General features: G+C 57.2%; 17 protein-coding genes. 10 read left to right on the forward strand and 7 right to left on the reverse strand.

The window, feature by feature from the left end; all coding sequences use genetic code 11:
- Window positions 1-65: 65 nt before the first annotated feature.
- Together PSR63_RS01610 and PSR63_RS01615 are read left to right on the forward strand one after the other, a co-directional pair.
- Window positions 66-3,419 carry an aminotransferase class I/II-fold pyridoxal phosphate-dependent enzyme gene (locus tag PSR63_RS01610; protein WP_274330161.1) on the forward strand — a complete coding sequence of 1,118 codons (3,354 nt, stop codon included), beginning with the start codon at window positions 66-68 and terminating at the stop codon, window positions 3,417-3,419.
- 101 nt (window positions 3,420-3,520) lie between these two features.
- Window positions 3,521-4,543, forward strand: coding sequence for an aldo/keto reductase (locus tag PSR63_RS01615; RefSeq protein WP_274330162.1), 1,023 nt, complete (start codon window positions 3,521-3,523; stop codon window positions 4,541-4,543).
- Between the two features lie 72 nt (window positions 4,544-4,615).
- On the opposite strand, the gene PSR63_RS01620 is transcribed toward PSR63_RS01615, so the two are convergent.
- Window positions 4,616-5,461 carry a hypothetical protein gene (locus PSR63_RS01620; RefSeq protein ID WP_274330164.1) on the reverse strand — a complete coding sequence of 282 codons (846 nt, stop codon included), beginning with the start codon at window positions 5,459-5,461 and terminating at the stop codon, window positions 4,616-4,618.
- A 291-nt stretch (window positions 5,462-5,752) separates the two neighbouring features.
- Here PSR63_RS01620 and PSR63_RS01625 point away from each other — a divergent pair, with 291 nt between their 5' ends.
- On the forward strand, window positions 5,753-6,640 hold the full coding sequence (locus PSR63_RS01625) for a hypothetical protein (RefSeq protein WP_274330166.1): 888 nt from the start codon (window positions 5,753-5,755) through the stop codon (window positions 6,638-6,640).
- Between the two features lie 330 nt (window positions 6,641-6,970).
- Window positions 6,971-7,780 carry a sugar phosphate isomerase/epimerase family protein gene (locus tag PSR63_RS01630; protein ID WP_274330168.1) on the forward strand — a complete coding sequence of 270 codons (810 nt, stop codon included), beginning with the start codon at window positions 6,971-6,973 and terminating at the stop codon, window positions 7,778-7,780.
- Window positions 7,781-7,789: 9 nt separating this feature from the next.
- On the opposite strand, the gene PSR63_RS01635 is transcribed toward PSR63_RS01630, so the two are convergent.
- Entirely contained in the window at window positions 7,790-9,133 is a 1,344-nt protein-coding gene (locus PSR63_RS01635; RefSeq protein WP_274330170.1) for an outer membrane protein assembly factor BamB family protein, read from the reverse strand.
- A 139-nt stretch (window positions 9,134-9,272) separates the two neighbouring features.
- On the opposite strand from PSR63_RS01635, the gene arfB reads away from it, so the two are divergent.
- From arfB to PSR63_RS01660, 5 genes are all read left to right on the forward strand, one after another.
- The gene (arfB, locus tag PSR63_RS01640; protein ID WP_274330172.1) at window positions 9,273-9,713 is read left to right on the forward strand and encodes an alternative ribosome rescue aminoacyl-tRNA hydrolase ArfB; all 441 of its coding nucleotides are present in this window, start codon (window positions 9,273-9,275) and stop codon (window positions 9,711-9,713) included.
- Window positions 9,714-9,941: 228 nt separating this feature from the next.
- A complete protein-coding gene (locus PSR63_RS01645) occupies window positions 9,942-10,694 on the forward strand; it encodes a UvrB/UvrC motif-containing protein (protein ID WP_274330174.1) in 753 nt (250 codons plus the stop codon).
- A 207-nt stretch (window positions 10,695-10,901) separates the two neighbouring features.
- Window positions 10,902-12,203 carry a Gfo/Idh/MocA family oxidoreductase gene (locus tag PSR63_RS01650; RefSeq protein ID WP_274330176.1) on the forward strand — a complete coding sequence of 434 codons (1,302 nt, stop codon included), beginning with the start codon at window positions 10,902-10,904 and terminating at the stop codon, window positions 12,201-12,203.
- A gap of 83 nt (window positions 12,204-12,286) precedes the next feature.
- Window positions 12,287-13,897 carry an ABC transporter permease gene (locus PSR63_RS01655; RefSeq protein WP_274330178.1) on the forward strand — a complete coding sequence of 537 codons (1,611 nt, stop codon included), beginning with the start codon at window positions 12,287-12,289 and terminating at the stop codon, window positions 13,895-13,897.
- A 54-nt stretch (window positions 13,898-13,951) separates the two neighbouring features.
- Entirely contained in the window at window positions 13,952-15,085 is a 1,134-nt protein-coding gene (locus PSR63_RS01660; protein ID WP_274330180.1) for a DUF1570 domain-containing protein, read from the forward strand.
- Window positions 15,086-15,282: 197 nt separating this feature from the next.
- On the opposite strand, the gene PSR63_RS01665 is transcribed toward PSR63_RS01660, so the two are convergent.
- Both PSR63_RS01665 and PSR63_RS01670 read right to left on the reverse strand, forming a co-directional pair.
- Window positions 15,283-16,611 (reverse strand): PQQ-like beta-propeller repeat protein, encoded by a 1,329-nt coding sequence (locus PSR63_RS01665; RefSeq protein WP_274330181.1) that lies wholly within the window; start codon window positions 16,609-16,611, stop codon window positions 15,283-15,285.
- A gap of 58 nt (window positions 16,612-16,669) precedes the next feature.
- Complete coding sequence (locus PSR63_RS01670) at window positions 16,670-16,909, reverse strand: FmdB family zinc ribbon protein (RefSeq protein WP_274330182.1); 240 nt, start codon at window positions 16,907-16,909, stop codon at window positions 16,670-16,672.
- A gap of 80 nt (window positions 16,910-16,989) precedes the next feature.
- On the opposite strand from PSR63_RS01670, the gene PSR63_RS01675 reads away from it, so the two are divergent.
- Window positions 16,990-17,664, forward strand: coding sequence for an NAD(P)H-hydrate epimerase (locus PSR63_RS01675; RefSeq protein WP_274330183.1), 675 nt, complete (start codon window positions 16,990-16,992; stop codon window positions 17,662-17,664).
- Here PSR63_RS01675 and PSR63_RS01680 read toward each other — a convergent pair.
- The 3 genes from PSR63_RS01680 to PSR63_RS01690 form a co-directional block, all read right to left on the reverse strand.
- Window positions 17,661-18,155 (reverse strand): GNAT family N-acetyltransferase, encoded by a 495-nt coding sequence (locus tag PSR63_RS01680; protein ID WP_274330184.1) that lies wholly within the window; start codon window positions 18,153-18,155, stop codon window positions 17,661-17,663. The genes PSR63_RS01675 and PSR63_RS01680 overlap by 4 nt on opposite strands.
- 36 nt (window positions 18,156-18,191) lie before the next feature.
- Entirely contained in the window at window positions 18,192-19,127 is a 936-nt protein-coding gene (locus PSR63_RS01685; RefSeq protein ID WP_274330185.1) for a DNA integrity scanning protein DisA nucleotide-binding domain protein, read from the reverse strand.
- 147 nt (window positions 19,128-19,274) lie between these two features.
- Window positions 19,275-20,870 carry a hypothetical protein gene (locus PSR63_RS01690; RefSeq protein WP_274330186.1) on the reverse strand — a complete coding sequence of 532 codons (1,596 nt, stop codon included), beginning with the start codon at window positions 20,868-20,870 and terminating at the stop codon, window positions 19,275-19,277.
- Between the last annotated feature and the right edge of the window lie 76 nt (window positions 20,871-20,946).

The following is a 20,946-nucleotide window of genomic DNA, read 5'->3' on the forward strand; positions in this document are numbered from 1 at the left end:
AGAAGTTGGCGCCCTCGAACTTCCATGGCCCTTTGCGATTTGTTCCAGCGGAGACTGAAAAGCTCGTGACTCCAGAGATGCTCAATTCGTTTACTCCTCCTTCCACCAGCATCGTTGATCGTTTGCGCCATCGGGCCGAACATCTGGGATCGCAGGTAGCTTTCACGTTCCTGGTCGACGGAGAAGACGAAGAGATCAAGCTCACCTACGAGCAGCTCGACCGTCGCTGCCAGGCAATCGCCGCCGAACTTCAAGCACGCGGCATGGAAGGGGAGCGAGCCCTGCTTCTGTTCCCTCCGGGACTGGACTTCATCGCGGCCTTCTTTGGCTGCTTGTATGCCGGTGTGGTCGCGGTTCCGGCATATCCACCTCGCCGCAACCGCAACATGGTGCGTATTCAGGCGATTGCCGAAGACGCCCAGGCCAAGGTCGCCCTGACCCTCTCGGACGTCTACGACCGTATGGTCCCGATGTTCGAGGAAACCCCCAAGCTGAATACAATCGAGTGGATCAGCACCGACAAGGTCGAAGAAAAGCTGGCCGCCAAGTGGAATCAGCCCGGCATCACGGCTGAAACGCTCGCATTCTTGCAATACACGTCGGGTTCGACCGGAACGCCCAAGGGGGTGATGCTGAACCACGGCAACATGATGCACAACTCGGCGCTCATCTCGTACGCGTTCGAGACGACTCGTAGCGTCCGGGCTTGCTTCTGGCTGCCCATGTACCACGACATGGGACTGATCGGCGGTGTGCTTCAGCCTATGCAAATCGGCCAGCCGAACGTGCTGATGTCGCCGATGGCGTTCCTGCAACAGCCGTATCGCTGGCTGCGGGCTATCTCGAAGTACCAGTGCAATGTCAGCGGCGGACCGAACTTCGCATACGAGCTATGCGTGCAGAAGATTACGCCGGAACAACGCGAGAAGCTCGACCTGAGCAGTTGGGAACTGGCGTTTAACGGGGCCGAGCCGGTCAAGCCCGAAACCCTCGATCGCTTCGCCAAGACATTCGAGCCGTGCGGTTTCCGTCGCGAAGCTTTCTATCCCTGCTACGGCATGGCCGAAGCCACGCTCATTATTTCTGGCGGTATGAAGAAGAGCCCGCCGGTCATTCAGGCAGTCGATGGCTACTCGCTCGATCAGCACCAGGTTGTCGACGCCGATCCCGATGACGATGGTGCCCGCCTGATTGTCGGCTGCGGTAACACGCTGCCTGACCAGCGGATTATGATCGTCGATCCCGAAACATTCACCAAGCGACAATCCGATGAAGTCGGGGAAGTCTGGGTGCAAGGTCCCAGTATCGCCAAAGGCTATTGGCGAAACGAAGAATCGACCGAGGCGATCTTCAACGCCTATACCAGCGACACCAAAGAAGGCCCATTCCTACGAACCGGCGACCTCGGTTTCATGCAGGCCAACGGCGAGTTGTTCATCACCGGCCGCCTGAAAGACATGATCATTGTCCGCGGGGTGAATCGCTATCCGCAAGACATCGAACAAACGGTCACTCGGTGCCACGACTTGCTCGACGGCATGACGGCCGCCGCCGTGATGGCCGAAGTGGCCGACAAAGAACGCCTGATCGTGGTCGCCGAAGCGCCCCGAGCCAAACGCAAAGACCTGACCGACATCATCGCGGCCATTCGCCGTGAAGTGGCCATCGAGCACGAAGTCTCGGTCGACGGCGTCGCATTGATTCGTCGCGGTTCGATTCCCAAGACCTCCAGCGGTAAGATCCAGCGTCACGCGTGCCGCGAGCACTTCCTTACGCACACCCTGCCGGTATTGGAACGTTGGGTTGCCTGGGACGAGGTTCAGGTCTCCGAAGAAATCCAACGCGTTAAGCTGCGTCGTGCTCAACTGGAAGCAGCCCGAGCCGATGCCGAAGGCTTGGCCGTTTCCGATCCGCTGGTCCGTCAACGCACCGTTCAGATGGTGATCGACAAGATTCGGGAGATCGCCAAAGATCGCGGCCGCCAGATCGAACCTGAGACCGACATTCTGGAACTCGATCTCGATTCGCTCGAACGTATGGAGATCATCGCTTCGATCGAAGACCACTACGGGGCTCGCTTCCCGGACGATATCCTGCCGTCGATGCGAACCGTCGCCCAGGTTGCCGACTGCATCGAGATCTACCTGGCCGGCGACGACATGCTTCCCGCGACGTCCGGTGAGATCCCGCAGGAAATGTATGGTTTCTCGGCACTGCCAGAGTATCGCCAGGTCCGTCAGATTTCCGAACAACTGGGCGACCTGGGCTTGCCCAACCCCTACTTCCAGGTCCTCGACAGTGCGACCTCCGCTACAGCAATCGTCGATGGCAAAGAGGTAATCAACTTCGCAGGCTACAACTACCTGGGACTGGCCGAACATGCCGAAGTGAAAAAGGCTGCCATCCAGGCAATCGAGTCGCTTGGCGTTTCGACTAGCGGAAGCCGGCTGATCTCTGGCGAACGGGCCTTGCATCGTGACCTGGAAAGCGAACTGGCCAAGTTCATCGGCGTGCCAAGTTCGATGCTCATGTCGGGTGGACATGCGGCCAACGAAACGACGATCGGCCATCTGCTGCGAACAGGCGACCTGATCCTGCACGACTCGATGGCCCACAGCAGCATCATCACCGGGGCCAACCTCAGCGGTGCCCGCCGTCGTCCTTATCCACACAACGACTGGCGTGAACTCGACGAGATCCTGCACGACATCCGCAAAGACTATCGCCGCGTGTTGATCGTCGCCGAAGGGATCTACGGCATGGAAGGGGACGTCTGTCCGCTTCCGCAACTGGTCGAGATCCGTAACCGTCACAAGACCTGGCTGATGGTCAACGAGGCCCATTCGCTGGGTACGCTCGGCAAGACAGGCCGCGGCGTATGCGAACACTTTGGCATCGACCCCAACCAAATCGACATCTGGATCGGTACGCTGAGCAAGGCGTTCGGTTCCTCGGGTGGATACGTCGCCGGCAGCCATGAATTGATCGACTATCTGAAGCACACCGCTTCCGGCTTTGTTTACAGTGCAGGCCTTTCCCCTCCGGCAACCGCCGGGGCGCTGGCTGGCCTTCGCGAGCTCGAACAAAACCCTGGCTGGGTCACCAAGCTGCAGCAAAACGCCGACCTCGTTCGCGACTTGGCCAAGAAGGCAGGTCTGAACATCGGCGGCAGCGGCAAGTCACCGATCGTGCCGATCATTGTTGGCGATTCGATGATGACGATGATCCTCGCTCAGAAGTTGCTGGCCGACGGCGTGAACGCTCGCCCGTTGACCTACCCGGCCGTGGAAGAATCGGCCGCTCGTCTGCGTCTGTTTGTTAACGCCCACCACACCAAAGATCAAATCCGCCAGACGATCAACAAACTGGCGGCCCTCTGGTCGAAGCTACAACGAGAGAACCACGCCAGCGCGGGATAAGTCACGGTGCCCCCAACCACCTGACTTAGAGACCGCGATCGTTGGTCCGCCTTTGCTTTTCGTGATTCGACTCGTTCCGGCTCTACTGGAAAGTGCACCTCATGAATACGCGAAAACTTGGCCGGACTGGTCTCGATATCAGTCTGCTCTCTATCGGCGGCTTGTATACTTCGTCCCTTGCCGGCGGCGTGAGTGAGACGAAGCGGATCATGCAGAAGGCCGTCGACCTCGGGATCAATGCGGTCGATACGGCTCCAGCGTATGCCGACAGCGAATTGACGCTCGGCAATGCAATTACGGACCTGACATCTCCCTTGATCGTCACGACCAAGCTTGGGGGCCGGCCAACGCCGTTCAATCCTCAAGATGCCGATGGCCTGCGGGCTTCGGTCCAGGAGAGCTTACGTTTGCTCGGCCGGGAGCACATCGACATTCTCATGATCCACGAGCCGGACCGGCCGCAGCAGTATCCATGGTGGACCAGCTACGATCCACTGGACGGACCTGTGTTGGAGGTACTCGACTCGCTCAAGCAAGCCGGGACCATACGCTTCACCGGGCTGGCTGGCACCACCGTCAACGAGATGACCTACCTGGTGCGGCAGAACAAGTTCGATGTCGTCCTGACGGCGTTCAACTACAACGCTCTGTTTCGGGAAGCCGAGTCGACCGTCATTCCGGCGGCGACCGCTCAGGATATGGGAATCGTGCTCGGCTCGGTCATGGGGCAGGGTTTTCTGACCCGACCAGCCAGCGTTTCGGCTGCCAGCAATCGCGTGTGGATCTCCGAGGCCCGCCGGCATCAACTCGAGCAGTATGCCAGCTTGCTCGAAGAGTCTGGCATGTCGGCCGTTGAGCTTTGCCTGCGATTTGCTATCGCGGACGAGCGTATCCACACGATCCCGATTGGCTGCAAGACGATCGAGCAGTTGGAAACGTGCGTCACGGCTGTCGAGAAGGGGCCGCTACCGGCCGATGTTCGCTTGCGTCTTGATGAGATCGCAGCCATGCTGCCGTATCGCCCCTACGAAGAACCGATGATCTTGCCACTGGGCAAGAACTATCAAGGGCCAGGCATCGCCAATATGGGCGCCGCCGTTCAGGTCGGCAAGCTGCCGGAGTAGAGGGAACAAGAAACGAAAAAAGCCTCGCGAATCATTGCGAGGCTTTTTGTTTTGTCGTGGAAGTCGCAGGGATTAACGATTCAGCGTGAAGCCGAAGGCCACACCCGAGAACGTCATGTCGTCGCTGTCTTGGAAGTTCGGGTCGCGGCCGATGCCGGTACCGAAGTACATGTGCTGCCAAGCCACGTCGAGGGTGATCTCACGGGTGATGTGGTAAGCACAACCCAGGCTGAATTCACCACCAACAACGCCGTTGGAGTAATCTTCGATGTCGCCGCGGAAGATCCAGTTCTGACCGCCGAAACCACGGACGGTCGAGTAAAGTGTCCACTGGCCACGCTGTGAGAAGATACGTCCGCCCAACTGACCAAGCAGCATGTTATTCTGCACGAAGATCGGTGCTGGGACGACGGTGGTCTTGTCGTTGAACTGGGCGAATCGCATACCGATCATCGGTTCGATCCAGAACCCTTGGTGGAACTGATCCAGACGCCAGGTTCGGTTGACTTCAAAGCTGTTGAAGTCAGCTCGGTTGACCAGGTCGTACGACGGACCGTCCAGACGCCAACCGCTGCAGAGCCAGCCGTAGTTGTCGTCGGTCATGTAGCCGAAGTCGACTCGGTTACCGTACGTGGCATCACCATCCCAGGGACCTGGGGCGGATTCCGCACGGCTGACATTCAGGAACAAGCGGTGATACTCGAAGAATATCCCGGTGTTCGGATCGATTGTGTCTTGCCCGTACTGTTCAGTGATCGGGGGAGCGAACCACTGGAAATCGTAGTTTTCCAGATTGACGTCGCTAAACGGCTGCATCGCGCCGGGGAATTCGGTTTGATACTGTGCTTGCACACTGGACGCGACAGCCAAGTTGGCTGCAATTACCAGGCTCCACAGTGCTTTACGATAGCTCAACATGGTCCACTTCTACCTTGTGACTTCCACGGTAATGGTATGGACGACGTCACCGGTTGCGATGACGAAAGTTCCTGCGTTGCCGTTTGTATCGGTACGTCCGCGATTGGGAATTGAACCAGTTTGGTAAACTCTGCCGAAAATTCGGGCTAATCCGCAAATCCCCCCAGATATTGCCCTTGTAGGCCCTTATTTTTTGCCTCCTCGTTTTCTTTTTCCCTTCTGGAAACGAACTGCGTATATTGCGGGTAAGATATAAGAGACCGTTTTGCTAGCGATACTCAAGGATTGCCCATGTCACATTTCCCCCTCCTCGGTGCCGTACGCCCGCTCTTCGACCGTCGCCTGTGGACGCTGGTCCTCTCGATCTTGCTAGCATCGAGTGCCCAGGCTGAAACCAAAACTGAAAGCGACGCCCCCGAGTTCGTTCGTGTCAAAAAGAACGCCAGCGAGCGTCCGGTGGCTCTGCAAACGGCGATCGCCCACTACCAATCAGACGACGGCGGCCTGAAGATCGACCTGGTCGGGGCCGTGCACATTGGGGAAGACTCGTACTACCAAGAGCTGAACAAGCGATTCAAGTCGTACGATGCCGTCATGTACGAACTGGTTGCCCCCGAAGGAACCCGCGTCCCGAAAGGACACAAGGGAACTGGCAGTCCGGTCAGCGGTATTCAAAATGGCATGAAAGACATGCTGGAACTCGAGTTTCAGCTCGAGAAGGTCGATTACTCGCCTGAGAATTTCGTCCACGCCGATATGTCGCCGGAAGAGTTCGCCAAAGATATGGAAGAACGTGGCGACGGCTTACTACACATGTTTGCCCGAGCCATGGGGCAGGGACTGGTTCAACAGTCCAAAGGGGGCAACAGCGATGCTGCCATCATGATGGCGTTTTTCTCCAAAGATCGTGCCATGAAACTCCGTCGCGTATTTGCCTCGCAGATGTCGGACATGGAGAGCTCGATGAAGGCCATCGAAGGCAAGAATGGCTCGACCATTATCTCGCAGCGTAACGCCAAGGCCTTCGAGGTCATGGGCAAGAGCATCAAGGACGGCAAAAAGAACATCGCCGTCTTCTACGGTGCCGGTCACCTGGAAGACATGCACGATCGCCTGAAGAAAGACTTCGACATGCAACTGCAGTCGGTCGAATATCTGGACGCTTGGAAACTCGAATAAGCAAGCTTTCCGTGTTCAGTTTTCGGCGATGAATCTGGTAGCGGTGACGCGACGACGTCGTTAGCCTTTTGCGCAGATTGTGATTCCCCATCCTGCCAGTCTCAGCCAGCTATTCCCAGCGTCTCCCTCTGCGGAAGCACATGCTATCACGGCTTACCGAAGCGTCCTCTCATCGTTCGGCGAAAACCGAAAAGTGAACACGGAAAACTCGTTCGTCAAGCCGTTTACAAATTAACTTCGATTCCTATACTTGGCTTCACTTCGCAGCCGCGCGTGATGGAAACGGCGCGGCTCTGGGCAGATCTCTTTTCTCATAAAAGTGTCGCACGGATGGCCAAGTTCTCCATGAACCAGATGACCACGTTACGCTGGTCGTTTGAACAAGATTGCTTCCGATACCGCGAGGCAGGCCTCTCGGCTATTCATGTCTGGCGGGACAAGCTGCACGACTTCGGTGAAGCCAAAGGCGCTATCCTCCTGGAAGAGCTAGGCCTGGAAGTTTCGGCACTCAGCTGGGCTGGCGGTTTCACCGGTAGCGACGGACGGAACTTCAAAGATGCCGTCAGCGACGCTAAGCATGCGGTCGACCTTGCTCAGGAACTGAACGCTGGCTGCCTGATCGTTTACAGCGGAGCACGTGGCGGGCACATCAGTAAGCACGCCCAGCGATTATTCTCGGGCGCACTCGAAGAACTCATTCCTTACGCCGAAGCCCATGGAGTGACGCTCGCCATCAAACCGATCCGGCACAAGTACGGCTGCGACTGGACTCTTGTCCGCCGCATGACCGACGCGCTGCAATTGATCGACATCATCGACTCGCCAAGATTCAAGTTGGTGCTCGACTTGTACGAGTTCGGCGATCAAGCCGAGGTACTCGACAACCTGCATCTTCTGGTGCCGTACCTGGCCCTGGTGCAAGTTGGCGACCGCGGCTGCGAACCGCTGGAAGAACCCAACCGCTGTTTGCTGGGCGACGGACAGCTGTCACTCAACGCGACGATCGCGAAGCTGATCCAACTCGGCTACGACGGCCCCTTCGATATCGAATTGATGGGGCGCGATGTCCAACAGCTCGAATACGAACACCTGCTGGCCCACAGCATGGGTTACCTGCAAACGATGAATAGCACGACGTAACGCCAGCTTTTATTTGCCGGGTGGAATCACCTGCAAGCAGATCAGCCGGTCATCTCCTCGTACAAACAAACGCCCGTTCGAAAGAATTGGGGCGGACCAGGCCGGGGGCTTGAGCAGCGCGTTGCCGTCTTCATCTTCCAGGAAAACCTCGGAGATGACATCGAACTTTTCCGGGTTCACTTTCAACAGACGCAGCGTTCCGTACTCGCTCAGGCAAATCAGGTAGTCTTCGACCAACAGCAGCGAGCTTCGCGTCAGGCTGGGCTCGGCCCATGACACCTTGCCGGTCTTCCACTCGATACATCGTAGTTCGGCCTGGTGCGAGTGGCGCCCACTGCTGGCATACAGATAGCCATCCTTATAGACGGCCGTATTCCAGTGCGTTTCCATTGCGTGATCGCGACTGCGTTCTTCATCCTTCCAAATCACTTCGTATCCACCCGGCTTCACTTTCAACAGCGTGCTGCCCAGGGCATAGCATTCCGAGATGAAGACTTCGTTTCCCACCACCACCGGCGTGCTGGCGTTGACGCTTTCCAGCTTCTTCGCGCGCCATGGATAATGGAAGTCGATCGCACCATCACGCGGATCAAACCCGAGCAGTCCGCCCCGCAAGAAAGCAAAGCACCAGGGACGACCGTCGATCTCGGCCAGCGTGAGACTCGCATAGCTGGCCAGTTCGTCGGAGATCTTGTAGATCGTCTTACCGGTCTTCTTGTCGATCGCCACGATCGCGCTGCCGTTGCCAGTTACACGATCGATCTGATAGGGACCCAGGCCTTTGAACTCTTCGGGACTGCCGCCAACCATCACCAGCAGCTTGTCTTCGAAGATCACCGGCGTGCTGCCGACACCGAAGAAGTTGGGCACGACGTTGAACTCTTCGGACAAGTTTCGCTTCCAGACCGCCTCATGCGTTTGGATGCTGACGCAGTGCAATTCCCCTTCGGCACCATAAATGTAAACCAGACCGTCATCGATCACCGGGCTACAACGCGGACCGTTGTTATAGCCAAGTGCGTCTTCGTACTCGGTCCCATATTCATACTGCCATAGCTTGTGGCCGGTGGTGACTTCCAAGACTTCCAATCGATTTTGGTCACCATGGCGATCGAACTGAAAGAACTTGCCGTCGGCGATGCTGCCGGTACCGTAGCCCGTCCCCAGTTTGCGTTGCCAAACGATTTCAGGGCCTCCCTTGGGCCAGGGAACCTGAAGTCCTGTTTCGAGGGAAGTGCTGTTGTGACGCGGCCCCAGGAAGGTTGGCCAGTCTTCGGCGATCAGCAAGGCAGGGGAGACGAACGCCAGTAATAACCAGAGTGAACAAGAAAGGGAGCGAACCCGTATCGGCATGCTGCAGTCCTTCAGCGAACGAGGGTAGTTCTCGATGAGGAATCAACTTATCCTGGCAGTATAGCCAAGTGGGCAGTTTGTCCCAAATCAGTTGGCTATGTTGTTTTTCGCCTGTCTTGTATTTCGTTGCGTGAGTCGCATGTCGACCTTTGATATCAGTCCGTCTATCCGCATCCCCTGGAGCGAATTGCACTTTTCGTATGCGCGCTCGAGCGGGCCAGGGGGGCAGCACGTCAACAAGACCAACACCAAAGCCACGCTCAAGTGGAATGTGCAGCAGACCGAAGCCTTGCCACCAACGGTCAAACAGCGTTTCGAGAAGCACTGGGGCGCTCGCATCAACAAGGAAGGCTTCCTGGTGATCACCAGCGAGGAAAGCCGCGAGCAGCGGAGCAACATGGAGGCCTGCCTGGAAAAGCTGAAGCACATGGTGATGCTTTCGGCCAAGCGTCCCAAGACGCGCATTCCGACCAAACCTTCACGCAGTTCGGTCAAACGTACCCAGGAAAAGAAACGCCAGCATAGCGATCGCAAGAGTCAGCGACGGCAATCGAAGAACATCTCGTACCGCAAAGACTAGACTCCATTCACCTCACTTCGCCCCCTTGGGGAACGGGTTAGGGTGAGGGGCGAATCTGGTACCCGCTGCACCAACCCTCACCCTAGCCCTCTCCCTTGGGAAGGGAGAGGGGACTGGAAACAGAAGAGCATCGCTAGAGACCGCATTTTAGCGCGTCCTTTCCCGATTTCCGGGATGGCCTATAATCTCTTTGGACCTTGAAGTATTGCTATCGTGACTAGGGACCTAATGGACTCCTCCGATCACTCCGAAAACATCGACCACATCCTCAATACGTGGAATTTTGAGCCTGGCCGGCTAACGGCCCGGATCACTACCGCCTCGGATGGACGTGACGTGCTGCAGATGCGGATCGAGATGGGTCTGTTGCAAATGGAAATCAATGGAAGGCCTGATGGTGAAAGGCCTTACGACTTTGATTCCTATCTCGAATACCTGCAGTCTCAGTACCTGACCGATCCAACAGTTCCGCTCACCGAGGATGATTGCGTCGAGATCGATCGCGAATTCGTCCAGCTATATCACCGTCGAATTTGCTGGCTGGCACTGCGTGAATACGAGAAAGCTGTCCGCGATGCCGATCACACGCTGGCCTTGATGGATGTCTGCCGCGATCACTCAGACGACGAAGAGTGGATCGACAGCCATGAGCATTTTCGCCCATTTGTGATGTTCCATCGCATTCAGGCCAAAGCCCTGATCGAGCTGGAAAAACACACGCCAGAGCACGCGATCGAGCAGCTGACCGAAGGGGTCGAGCAGCTTCGCGAATTCTACGAGTCCGAAGGGATGGAAGACGGCGAAGAATTCGAGTCGGAAGAGCTGCACGTTCGCCTGATCGAGCTGCGTGAGACGCTTCGCGAGCAGTTCGACGTCGGACAGACGCTCAACGAACAATTGGCCGATGCGGTCGCCAACGAGCGTTACGAACAGGCCGCGAAGCTGCGTGATCGCATTCACAAGCGGGAAGATCCTCGCTAATCGGGGGGCATTTTTCTGCTGTAAGCTACTTACCTAGCTATCTTTACGACGAATTCGCAGCAGACCTGCCGGGGGGTGCACCCCTTCGGATGGATAAACTTTGTTGCATTCATGGGTCGATCTGGCTAAAATTCGATCTCACACCTCCTCTGTTTTACAAGCACATATCCCGGTATATCCCACCTCCTAGCCACCTAAGGAACATCCATGTCCGAGAAGACGACCAAACCTTCGCCACAGAAAAATGTCCAGCGTCGTACATTCCTCAAAGGTTCCGCCGCACTTGGTACCGCCGCCGCGGTTGGCAGCTTGAGTATGGCCCGTTCGGCCCACGCCGCTGGCAATGATGAATTGAAAGTGGCTTTGATCGGTTGTGGTGGCCGTGGCAACGGAGCCGCCGTCAATGCAACCAAGGGTGACGAAAACCTGAAGGTCACCGTTCTGGCCGACATCTTCCCAGACAAAGTGGAAGCTTCGAAGCGAATCCTGTCCCGTCAGTTGGGCGATCGCCTGGCCGTGACCGACGAAAACTGCTTCAGCGGTTTCGATGCTTACAAGCAAGTGATGGAAACCGACGTCGACGTTGTGCTGCTGTGCACCACGCCTCACTTCCGTCCAGCGCACCTGGAAGCCGCGATTGCTGCCGGCAAGCACGTCTTCTGTGAAAAGCCTGTCGCGATCGATGCTCCTGGTTGCCGCAAGGTGATGGAAACCGTCGAGAAGGCCAAGCAAAAGAACCTGAGCATTGTCAGCGGTCTGTGCTGGCGTTACCATCCGTCGGTGATCGCCACCGTCGAGAAGATCAAGGAAGGCTTGATCGGTGACGTGGTCTCGATGCAGGAAAACTACCTGGCCGGTACCCTGTGGCATCGTGGCAACAAGGAAGAATGGTCGGAGATGGAATACCAGATCCGCAACTGGCTGTACTTCACTTGGCTGTCCGGCGATCATATCGCGGAACAAGCTATCCACAGCATCGACAAGGCACAGTGGATCATGGACGACCAGGCCCCGGTCAGCTGCTTTGGCCTGGGTGGTCGCGAAGTTCGTACCGGTGAAGAGTATGGCAATATCTTCGATCACCACGCCGTCATGTTTGAATACGCTGGCGGTCAGAAGATGTTCCATTACACCCGTCAGATGAAGGGCTGCTTCAACCAGACCGAAGACTTCATCATGGGTACCAAGGGTAACGCCAAGATTCTGGCTGGTACCATCGAAGGCCAGAACAACTGGAAGTACGACGGCCCAAGCGGCAACATGTACGACCTGGAACACAAGGCCCTCTATGCCGGCATGCGTTCGGGCAACATCATCAACAACGGTGAGTACATGACCAAGAGCACCATGTGTGCGATCATGGGCCGTATGGCGACTTACACCGGTAAGAAGGTGAGCTGGGACGAAGCTTGGAACAGCCAAGAAGACCTGACTCCTAAGTCGTACGAATGGGGTCCTGTCACGATCCCAACCCCGATCGCCGTTCCTGGTCAGACCAAGTTGGTCTAAGCCACTGATCGTGCGAGCGATCCAATCGGATTACACTAGAGGCCAGGAATTTCCCTGGCCTCTTTTCTTTTCCGCTTGTGACTTTGAATCCATCCCCAGCCCGACGTCCTCTGCTTTCGGTAGCCTCGTTTATCTTGGCCGCCGCTGCGTTGGCTATCGCGCTGGTGACCTGGGGCGATCCTCTGTCGGTTCGCTTGACCTTGGCGACTTCGCTCTACGCGCTCGCGGTCATCGCGATCACCTTGCCTCCAGCAACGGCGACGAGCCTGCTTCTTTTTCGTACGAACCTTGCCGGCCGCGGCGTACTGCTTTCGCTGCTGGTGATCTGGCTGTTCGTTCCGATCTACGTACATATCGCCGGCTGGCGTGATCTGTTCGGACCGCAAGGCTGGTTTGAGATTCCCAGTCCTTTCGATCCCGGCAGTAACCTGATCGACGGCTGGACCGGACTGCTTTGGCTACACAGTCTGGCCGCGTTTCCGTGGGTGGTTCTGATCACCGGGATGGCCTTCACGCGAAGTCCGGCAGGCCTGGAAGACGATGCCCGCCTGGATGTCACGCCGCTAGCCGTACTGGCCAAGGTCACCCTACGGCAAAACTGGGACGCGGTCCTCGTCGCGGCCGCATGGATCATCGTAACCGTCTTTGGCGAAATGAGTATTGCCAGTGTCTGCAATGTGCGAACGTATGCCGAAGTCGTTTTTACCGGCATCCCACTGGGGCAATCGACAAGCGAATCCGCCATGACCATTGCCCCCGGCACCGTCTTGATCGTCGGCTTGATCATGCTGACGGCCTGGTTGGCCAATGGACTGCGTCCGATGGCCACCGATGTCGAAGTTAGGCATCCCAAGCTATTGCCCCTGGGTCGCCGCCGCACCATGGCGTCGCTGGCAGTCTGGGCGTTGTTTCTGATCGCGTTCGCTCCGCCGATTGTGGGACTGGTTTACAAAGTGGGGATCACCATCGACCAGGTCGACGGCCAGTTCATTCGCGGCTGGTCCTTGACCAAGGTCTTCACGTTAACGCTGAGCAGTGCGAGCATCTATCGCGAAGAACTGCTCTGGACCCTGGCCCTCAGCATGACGGTAGCTATCGTGACCACGCTCGTCAGTCTGCTGCTGAGCGATCTCGCCACGCGTAGTCTCTGGGGAGGTCGCCTGGTTTCGCTACTTTGTGCGGTGCTGTTTGCGGTCCCCGGAACGATCGTGGGGATCGGTATTGCCTGGGGCTCGAACCGACCTTGGCTTTCCCCTTTGGCACCCTTGATCGATCGCAGCATCTTTGCCCCGGCCCTGGCAATCCTGACAGTATCCGTGCCGCTGGTGACGTTCTTCTACTGGCACGCGATGCATACCTCACGGCAGCTTTACGAGATGGCCCGCATCGACGGCAGCTCGTGGTGGCGGACGTGGACGCGGGTTGTCCTTCCGGCGAATATTCCCGTGATCGTCGCTGGCTCGCTGATTGCCCTGGTGCTGGCAGCCAACGACGTCTCCGCCTCGGTGATGGTGCTGCCGGCCGGTATCGATACGATCTCACGGCGTATCTTCGGGCTACTTCATTTTGGTGGAGAAGACAACGTCGCCGGCATTTTGCTGATGAACCTTGCGGCGGTGGCCGTGCTTTCGGTCGTGATTCGCCGCCTGGCCAGTTGGCGCGGTCGCAACGATTTTGGCGATTCCGTGCCGTAAATCGTAATGGCGTACTATACTGCCAGTGTCCGATTATCTGCCGAAGGAGTCCCCATGCGTTTATGGAATTCACTGTCGCTACTGCTCATCTTGCTTGCCGCGGTCAATCTTCGCGCCGACGACATCTCGTTTGAGCGCGACGGCCAGCGAATCGACCTCAAGGGACAGGTCATCGCCACGCACGAGGCTGGCCTCATCCTGCACACGCCAGACGGGAAGATGTGGCCAATTCAAAACGCTGAGATCGTCCAACGAGAGAAGACGACCGCTCCCTTCGAGCTTCAAACCAAAGAGCAACTGATCGAGACCGTCCTGGCCGAAATGCCGCCGGGCTCGCAGGTGATCGAAACCTCGCACTACGTGGTCGCCTACAACACTTCCAGGGCCTACGCTCAGTGGGTTGCCGGCATGCTTGAGCGACTGCACCGGGGCTTTACCAGCTACTGGACGCAGCGTGGCTTGAAGCTGGAAGAACCGAAACAGCCGATGGTGGCCCTCGTGTTCGACAATCAAGATAGCTTTGCTCAGTACGGTCAGGCCGAATTGGGAGACGCGGCGAAGAGTGTCATTGGCTTCTACAGCATGCACACGAACTACGTCGTCATGTTCGACCTGACCGGCGGAGCAGGGGACTCGTCGCGTCGCACGCTGAGCACACGTGACATTCAGCGGCTCATGTCACGCCCCGACTTTCAATGGAGCCTGGCCACGGTCGTCCACGAGGCAACCCACCAGTTGGCCTTCAACGCCGGATTGCAGAAGCGTTACGCGGATGTGCCGCTGTGGTTCTCGGAAGGTTTGGCAATCTACTTCGAGACACCGGACGTCTCTAGCAGTCGCGGTTGGCGAGGCATCGGCCAAGTTAGTGCCCCACGGCTGAAGCAGTTCCAGCAAGCAGCCCGCACGAGCTCGCAACCCTTTCTGCCGGACATGCTGATCAACGACGACTCGCTGCGCAAAGCGGCCACCGCCATGGATCGCTACTCCCAGGCCTGGGCTGTGACGTATTACCTTCAGAAGCGAAAGCCAGAAGAATACGACGCCTACCTCAAAGAGCTTTCCGAGATCCAGCCCCTGCACGATCCCTCGCAAACCGAACGCGTTCGCCTATTCCAAAAACATTTCGGAGCAGACCTGACAGAGCTCGAAAACGAGGTCCGCCAGATGATGCTTGGCTTGCGGCCTTAGGCTCGGAGATAGGAAGGACAAGCCACAGAGGGCACAGAGAACAGCAAGGGAAGAGAATAAAGGCAACCGCGGATGTCGCAGATAAACGCGGATGCGAAGACAAGCAGAGTCGAAAAATTAAATGGCCCAGAGATTAGTCTCTGGGCCATTCCTGTTTCTCTCCGTGATCTCTGTGCCCTCTGTGGCAAGAATCTTTCTTACTTCTCTTCACGAATGCGATAGAGATTATCGGCGGTGCGGATGACCAGGTTGCCGTCCAGGAAGATCGGGTTGGCCATGATGCGTTCGCCCAGGTCGTTTTCGGCGATCACGTCATACTCGTCGCCTGGCTTGATCACGGTGGTCATGCCGGACTCGCTGCAGAAGTAGATACGGCCATTGGCGTACGTGGGCGAGGCACTGTAGTTGCCGCCCATGCGGCTGGTCCACACCTCTTGGCCCGTCGCAGCATCTACACAGGTCGCCACACCGCGATCGCTGACCATGTAGATTCTTCCGTCAATGATTATCGGTGAAGGCGTGGTAGGCACCTGACGGCTAAAGGTCCATTCGATGTGCGAGTCGGTCACGTCTCCCTCGCCATCGGTGCGAATGGCGAACAATTGAGGACGCATAAAGCCAGAGCAAATGTAGACGGTGCCATTCTCAAACACAGGGGCCGGCACATTCGAGAATCCGCTGCCGTGATCGGCACGCCACAGTTCCTTGCCCGTCTTCGGATCGTAGGCACAAACCCACTGAGCCCCGGGGATGATGACCTGGGTTTGCCCATTGATCTCGACGACCAGCGGCGTGGCATACGCTTTCTTACGGTCGCCGTCGTCGGTGCGGAACGGAGGACGCTCGGTCTTCCAAACGGTCTTGCCGGTCTTCTTATCAACCGCGGTGATGTACTGCTCGTTGACCCCATCGCAGGTCAGGATGACCAGGTCGCCAACGACAACCGGCGAACTGCCAGGACCGACGTTGTACTCAAGGGCATTGTCGTTGTTCTTCCAGACAATCTTGGCCGTCTCGGTATCGATACAGCACGCGCCGTACGTTCCGAAGTAGCAGTAGACGTATTTGCCTTCGGCGACTGGGGTTGGTGAGGCGTACGAGTTGGTCAGGTGCACGGTCAGCGGGTCGTCGACATGAAAAAGGTCGACCGTTCTGAGCAGTTCGCCCGTCTTGTAGTCGACTTCGATGGCCTTCAGTTGGACGTCCGAAGCGAGGTTCGATTGATTACGGGCAAACGGCTTGGCATCTTTCAGGCGTTCGTTCTTCTCTTCTTCCGATAGAAGGGTCACGATGGCCGTGGTCAGCCAGATCTTGTCTCCCACCAACACGGGCGACGACCAGCCTTTACCAGGAATGGGCGTCTTCCACACGATGTTCTCGTCGGAGGACCAGTTCAACGGCACATTCTTGGCCGTGGCGATACCGTCACCGCTTGGTCCGCGGAATTGTGGCCAGCTTTCGGCTGAGGCCGTACTGGCCAAGAGTCCCGTCACAAGAGCAAGCGTAAGCAGACGAAAGATGGTCATGGGCGAGAACCTGATTTGGTGGGAAGGAATTAAGGAGGGAAGGGGAGGCAAAGTCGCTTTAGCCAAACTGGCAGCCGCCGGTGCCGCATTGAGGCAGACCGCATCCGCCGCCACTGCTGGGCATCGGCCCGCATACGGGAAGCTCGTTCGATTTACCGCCTGTGTGGGCTGCTGGCACGCTCCAGGCCTTTTCCAATTTGACGCTGCCACATTCGGGGCATTTCGGTTTATCGCTGCCACGCACCAGCAACTCAAACTGGCTCTGGCAGGCCTGGCAAGTGTATTCAAACAGCGGCATCGCTTCACCTGAGACGAAAATCGGTTAGAGTCAAAAGAGAGACCACCCCATTGTAAATCATAACCCAGGAAACTCCATCCATGTCTGATCGCCCCATGCTTACCCGGCAGCAGTCGCGAGCCGTCGACGTGCTGGCCGCTGAAAAATACCACATCCCCGGCGTAATCCTCATGGAAAACGCTGGTCGGGGAAGTGCCGAACTGCTGCTTTCGCGAAGTCCGGCCAGTGTCCTGATCTGTTGCGGCCCAGGAAACAACGGCGGCGATGGATATGTCATTGCTCGGCACTTGGACCTTTTAGGCGTGCCGGTGAAAGTCGCGTTGTTCTGTCCGCGGGATCGAATCCACGGGGACGCACTCATTAATTTTACAATCATCGAGGCCGCTGGCATTGAGATTATCGATTTCGCCGATGAGCCTCTTTGCCAGTGGTTTTCGCCGCGGCTTCAAGAGGCCGACTGGGTGATCGATGCGCTGCTAGGCACTGGCGTCACCTCGCCACCGCGCGAGCCGATCGCGTCTGCCATTCGTCAGATTAACGCCTCCGATACCCAGGTCATGGCGATCGACATTCCCAGCGGTCTCGACTGCGATACGGGTCAACCGAACGATCCAACGATCGAAGCCGTTTTCACGGCGACGTTTGTAACCTCGAAGCCAGGCTACGCGAAGCCGTCAGCTCAGCCGTATGTGGGTGAAATACACATCGTCGACATCGGCACGCCACAGGCACTTCTCCATGAAGTGCTTCGCTAGAGCGATGCTTTGATCGGCTTCTTGAAAAAACTCATCGCATCGGTGGCCGGGTCACCTTCGACGAAGCCATGTCGCAGATACAACTGCCGGGCCCGGTTATCGGCCCGGACTTCCAGTGTGACAAACGCACAGGCCTCTTCCTTCGCGAGATCTTCGACGGCTTGAAGCAGTGCGCTGCCAACACCTTGGCCGCGTGCTTGTGGGGCCACCGCCAGGTCATGAATATTGATCAGCGGCTGAGCTTTGAACGTTGAGAAACCAAGGAAACAATTCGCCAGCCCGACAAACTGTCCGTCCGCATGGGCCAACAGCCCGCGGAACTGCTCGACTTCTCGCAGGCGCGGAATCAGATTCTCATGCACCTCAGGCGGCAACGGGGCGTCGCTTCCCATGGGATCTTGCGAGTATTGATCCAACAGATGCATCAACGCATCGGCGTGCTGCGGATCGTTCAGATCGATGCGAATGATCTCGCCAGAAAAAGCAGGCATACGTGAACCTCGCCCAGAACAGCAATTTGGCGAAGCTTAGTCGTTCGCGCTTTGAATATTGTCGAAGTCGAGGTCCTTCCACTTCATCGCGCGCCGCGAAGGCTCGATGCGGAGGACGACTTCCCCTTCCTGAAACAAGCGAACCGTTCCGTTCGACTCGCTCACGGCAATCGAGATGCCCTTGGTCTTCTTGCTAATCGCGGCCGCGGCCCAGTGACGAGCACCGAGACCTTTGCTTAAGGTCACACTGGCGGAGGTAACGTCCAGCATCCGACCAGCCGCTTCGACCGTGCCATCGGCGGCCACCACAAAAGCTCCGTCAAGCTGGGCGATCTCCTTGAGGTTCTCGCGAACGCTGCGATCGGCGATGTTGCGATCCTTCTTGGCGTAACCTTTCAGTGGATCGAAACCACTGGGGGCGCTATTGGCCAGCACCTTGCGATGATCACCCACCACGAAGCAGGTACCCACCGGTTTCCCTTCGCGGCCTTCGCGACCAATCTCGACCGCCAGGTCGACGACGAACTTGAGCGTTTCCAGGGGGACACTTGTTTCAAGCTTACGAAGGTCTCGCGAGGTCAAGCGTCCCAGGCGTTCGTCCAGGCGAATGAAGCTGATCGTGTCGATGCGCTCTTCGTCGAAGCCGCTGTAGAGGGCAACCACCTTGGCCCCGGTCGACAATTGATCGTTGGCGACGGCCTCGACCAGTGCGTGCATTAACTTTTCGAGGATCGGGCTCTCTTCCAGTTCAACCACCACGCCGTGCAGGTCGGTCTCTTCGACGCCCTCTAAGAACTCTTCGCGATCGGCAGCAACGATGACCTTGTGGTTATCGGCTACCTCTTTGAGCTTATCCCAATCTGGCTGGCCATCCACGAAGATGAGTACCGCGTCCGCCTCAGCGATTTCGAGCATTCGAATCGCGAGCTTAAGAAACTCGGTGAACTGACTCGAGAGCTTTTGATATTTCATCCTCGGCGGAGTTTCATTCCCAGAAGTGAAGCCGGCTATTAACGCGCATGTGCCGACAATCGTAGGCCAGATCCGCTCCACTGACAAGCGCTGCCCCGTGATTTCAGCACCTGGGACAGCCAATTTTTGGAGAAACCGTCTGTGCGATTAGTCGTGCGACGTTTGTAGAATCTCTTCGGTGCGACTGCCCGGCTTGGTTCCGAATACAAGCTGGTCGTACAACACCAATGCGTGAAGTGCGTGACCCTTGGGGCCAATGCTCCAATCCCGCTTCGAATTCTGCTCCAGAATCGTCGTAATGTAGTTCACGGCTCGCACGATTTCCGGCGAAGTCAGCTCTTCCTCCGGGAGCGAGTAAATCAGGAACTCGAGGATATGGCCGGAAGTCTGCAGGCGACGGTCGATGTCGCGATCCATGCCGCGTCCCTCGAACCAGTTCGTGCTGAAACTGCCATCGCGGTTCTGAATTTGAAACGAATGCTGGTGGTAGGCGTTCAGGTACTCTTCGGCCTTGGCCCAAGCACCGTCCATCGGCAAGCCGGCCTTTTTACGGCTGGCGACGGCAAACGCGATGCCTGTCAGGCGGTGCGTTCCACCACAAGCAGCACCCACGACCTTCTGGGTGATTTCTTCCTTGAGTAGACGCTCGAGGCTCCACTCTTGTCCATCACGAGAGGTCCAGGTCGCATCGGCTGGCAGATAGTAAGAAAGCGAGATCAGTTTGAAGGTCAGTTCCGACTTCGGCTTGCAAGTTTCCTTCTCGAACTCGATCAGGTCGGCTACCGTGAACGACTGACCGTCGACTTGAATCTCGTACGAAGGAGGCACGAAGCTCTGGGCGAGCATGGCCAGGAATTGACCGTGATGCCCTTGGACGCGTGGCCCTTGCTTGGCTTCCAGCTTGCCGTTCTTCACCTCGAACAGGCTGTGACCGCGGCAAGGCTTGTTCCAGCAGATCCAACCGATGGTGTTGACCGGCTGGCGGAACTGGGACGTACGGATCTGTGCATCCACGCCCCACGGCAGGAACCCGTGCATGGTTTCCCACACGTCGTCCTTAGTGGCGTCGGATGGTTGGGCTTTGTAGTAGTAGTTGAGCACCCGGGCAATGCGTGGCTTCAGGGCACGAACTTCCGGCGGCAGCGGCTTTTCAACTTTGGGCTCTTCTTCGGTTACCGATTTCTCGGAATCGGCGGGTTTCTTTTCAGCATCGGCGTCGCCTTCTTTGATCGGCTTGGCATCTTTGTCTTGCATTAGCGGAGCAGGCTGCTTCGTCTCTGCTTCCACAGACTCTGCTGGCTTCGCAGGCTCAGCAGGCTTGTTGGGTTCTTCTTCTTTCGTTTCCGGATCAAGGGAATCGGCCGGAATATCCATGGTCTTGGATGCGTCCGACTTTGGCTCAGCACTTTGACCTTCTTGCTCACTCTTCTCGGCCGGTGCATCTTCTGCAGGAGCGGCACCTTCAGCAGTCTCGCCAGACTTCTCTTCTTGCTCTACCGCTGGAACCGCTTCCTCTTTTGGTTCTTCTGCGGGAGGTGCTGGCTTGAACGGATCGTTCTTCTCTTGTGGGACGGCCGCAATGCGAATCATCGGCTTATCGGCCGCAACCTCGACTGGGGAGCCGTCCGCACGATTCAATATCGGAGCCACAACCACTTCTTGAGCGAGGGTCGTCGTCATCGTGAGCGTTGTCGTACCCCAGAACGCGATGGCGCCGAGGAGGTTTGCATTCCGTCTTAGCATGCGTCTTCGTCTTTAGTTCTTAGGCAGCCTGGTGGATGGGCGTTTAGGCTGCGAGAGAGTCATCAAACAGTTCAAA

The sequence above is a fragment of the Bremerella sp. P1 genome, assembly GCF_028748185.1.
GTDB lineage: Bacteria > Planctomycetota > Planctomycetia > Pirellulales > Pirellulaceae > Bremerella.

Excerpts from the sequence above, each read along its gene's own strand:
- PSR63_RS01625 (WP_274330166.1), top strand. The coding sequence starts at position 5,753 with ATGTCACATTTCCCCCTCCTCGGTGCCGTACGCCCGCTCTTCGACCGT.
- PSR63_RS01675 (WP_274330183.1), top strand. The coding sequence starts at position 16,990 with ATGTCTGATCGCCCCATGCTTACCCGGCAGCAGTCGCGAGCCGTCGAC.
- arfB (WP_274330172.1), top strand. The coding sequence starts at position 9,273 with ATGTCGACCTTTGATATCAGTCCGTCTATCCGCATCCCCTGGAGCGAA.
- PSR63_RS01630 (WP_274330168.1), top strand. The coding sequence starts at position 6,971 with ATGGCCAAGTTCTCCATGAACCAGATGACCACGTTACGCTGGTCGTTT.
- PSR63_RS01660 (WP_274330180.1), top strand. The coding sequence starts at position 13,952 with ATGCGTTTATGGAATTCACTGTCGCTACTGCTCATCTTGCTTGCCGCG.
- PSR63_RS01685 (WP_274330185.1), bottom strand. The coding sequence starts at position 19,127 with ATGAAATATCAAAAGCTCTCGAGTCAGTTCACCGAGTTTCTTAAGCTC.
- PSR63_RS01615 (WP_274330162.1), top strand. The coding sequence starts at position 3,521 with ATGAATACGCGAAAACTTGGCCGGACTGGTCTCGATATCAGTCTGCTC.
- PSR63_RS01680 (WP_274330184.1), bottom strand. The coding sequence starts at position 18,155 with ATGCCTGCTTTTTCTGGCGAGATCATTCGCATCGATCTGAACGATCCG.
- PSR63_RS01650 (WP_274330176.1), top strand. The coding sequence starts at position 10,902 with ATGTCCGAGAAGACGACCAAACCTTCGCCACAGAAAAATGTCCAGCGT.
- PSR63_RS01670 (WP_274330182.1), bottom strand. The coding sequence starts at position 16,909 with ATGCCGCTGTTTGAATACACTTGCCAGGCCTGCCAGAGCCAGTTTGAG.
- PSR63_RS01620 (WP_274330164.1), bottom strand. The coding sequence starts at position 5,461 with ATGTTGAGCTATCGTAAAGCACTGTGGAGCCTGGTAATTGCAGCCAAC.
- PSR63_RS01665 (WP_274330181.1), bottom strand. The coding sequence starts at position 16,611 with ATGACCATCTTTCGTCTGCTTACGCTTGCTCTTGTGACGGGACTCTTG.
- PSR63_RS01645 (WP_274330174.1), top strand. The coding sequence starts at position 9,942 with ATGGACTCCTCCGATCACTCCGAAAACATCGACCACATCCTCAATACG.
- PSR63_RS01690 (WP_274330186.1), bottom strand. The coding sequence starts at position 20,870 with ATGCTAAGACGGAATGCAAACCTCCTCGGCGCCATCGCGTTCTGGGGT.
- PSR63_RS01635 (WP_274330170.1), bottom strand. The coding sequence starts at position 9,133 with ATGCCGATACGGGTTCGCTCCCTTTCTTGTTCACTCTGGTTATTACTG.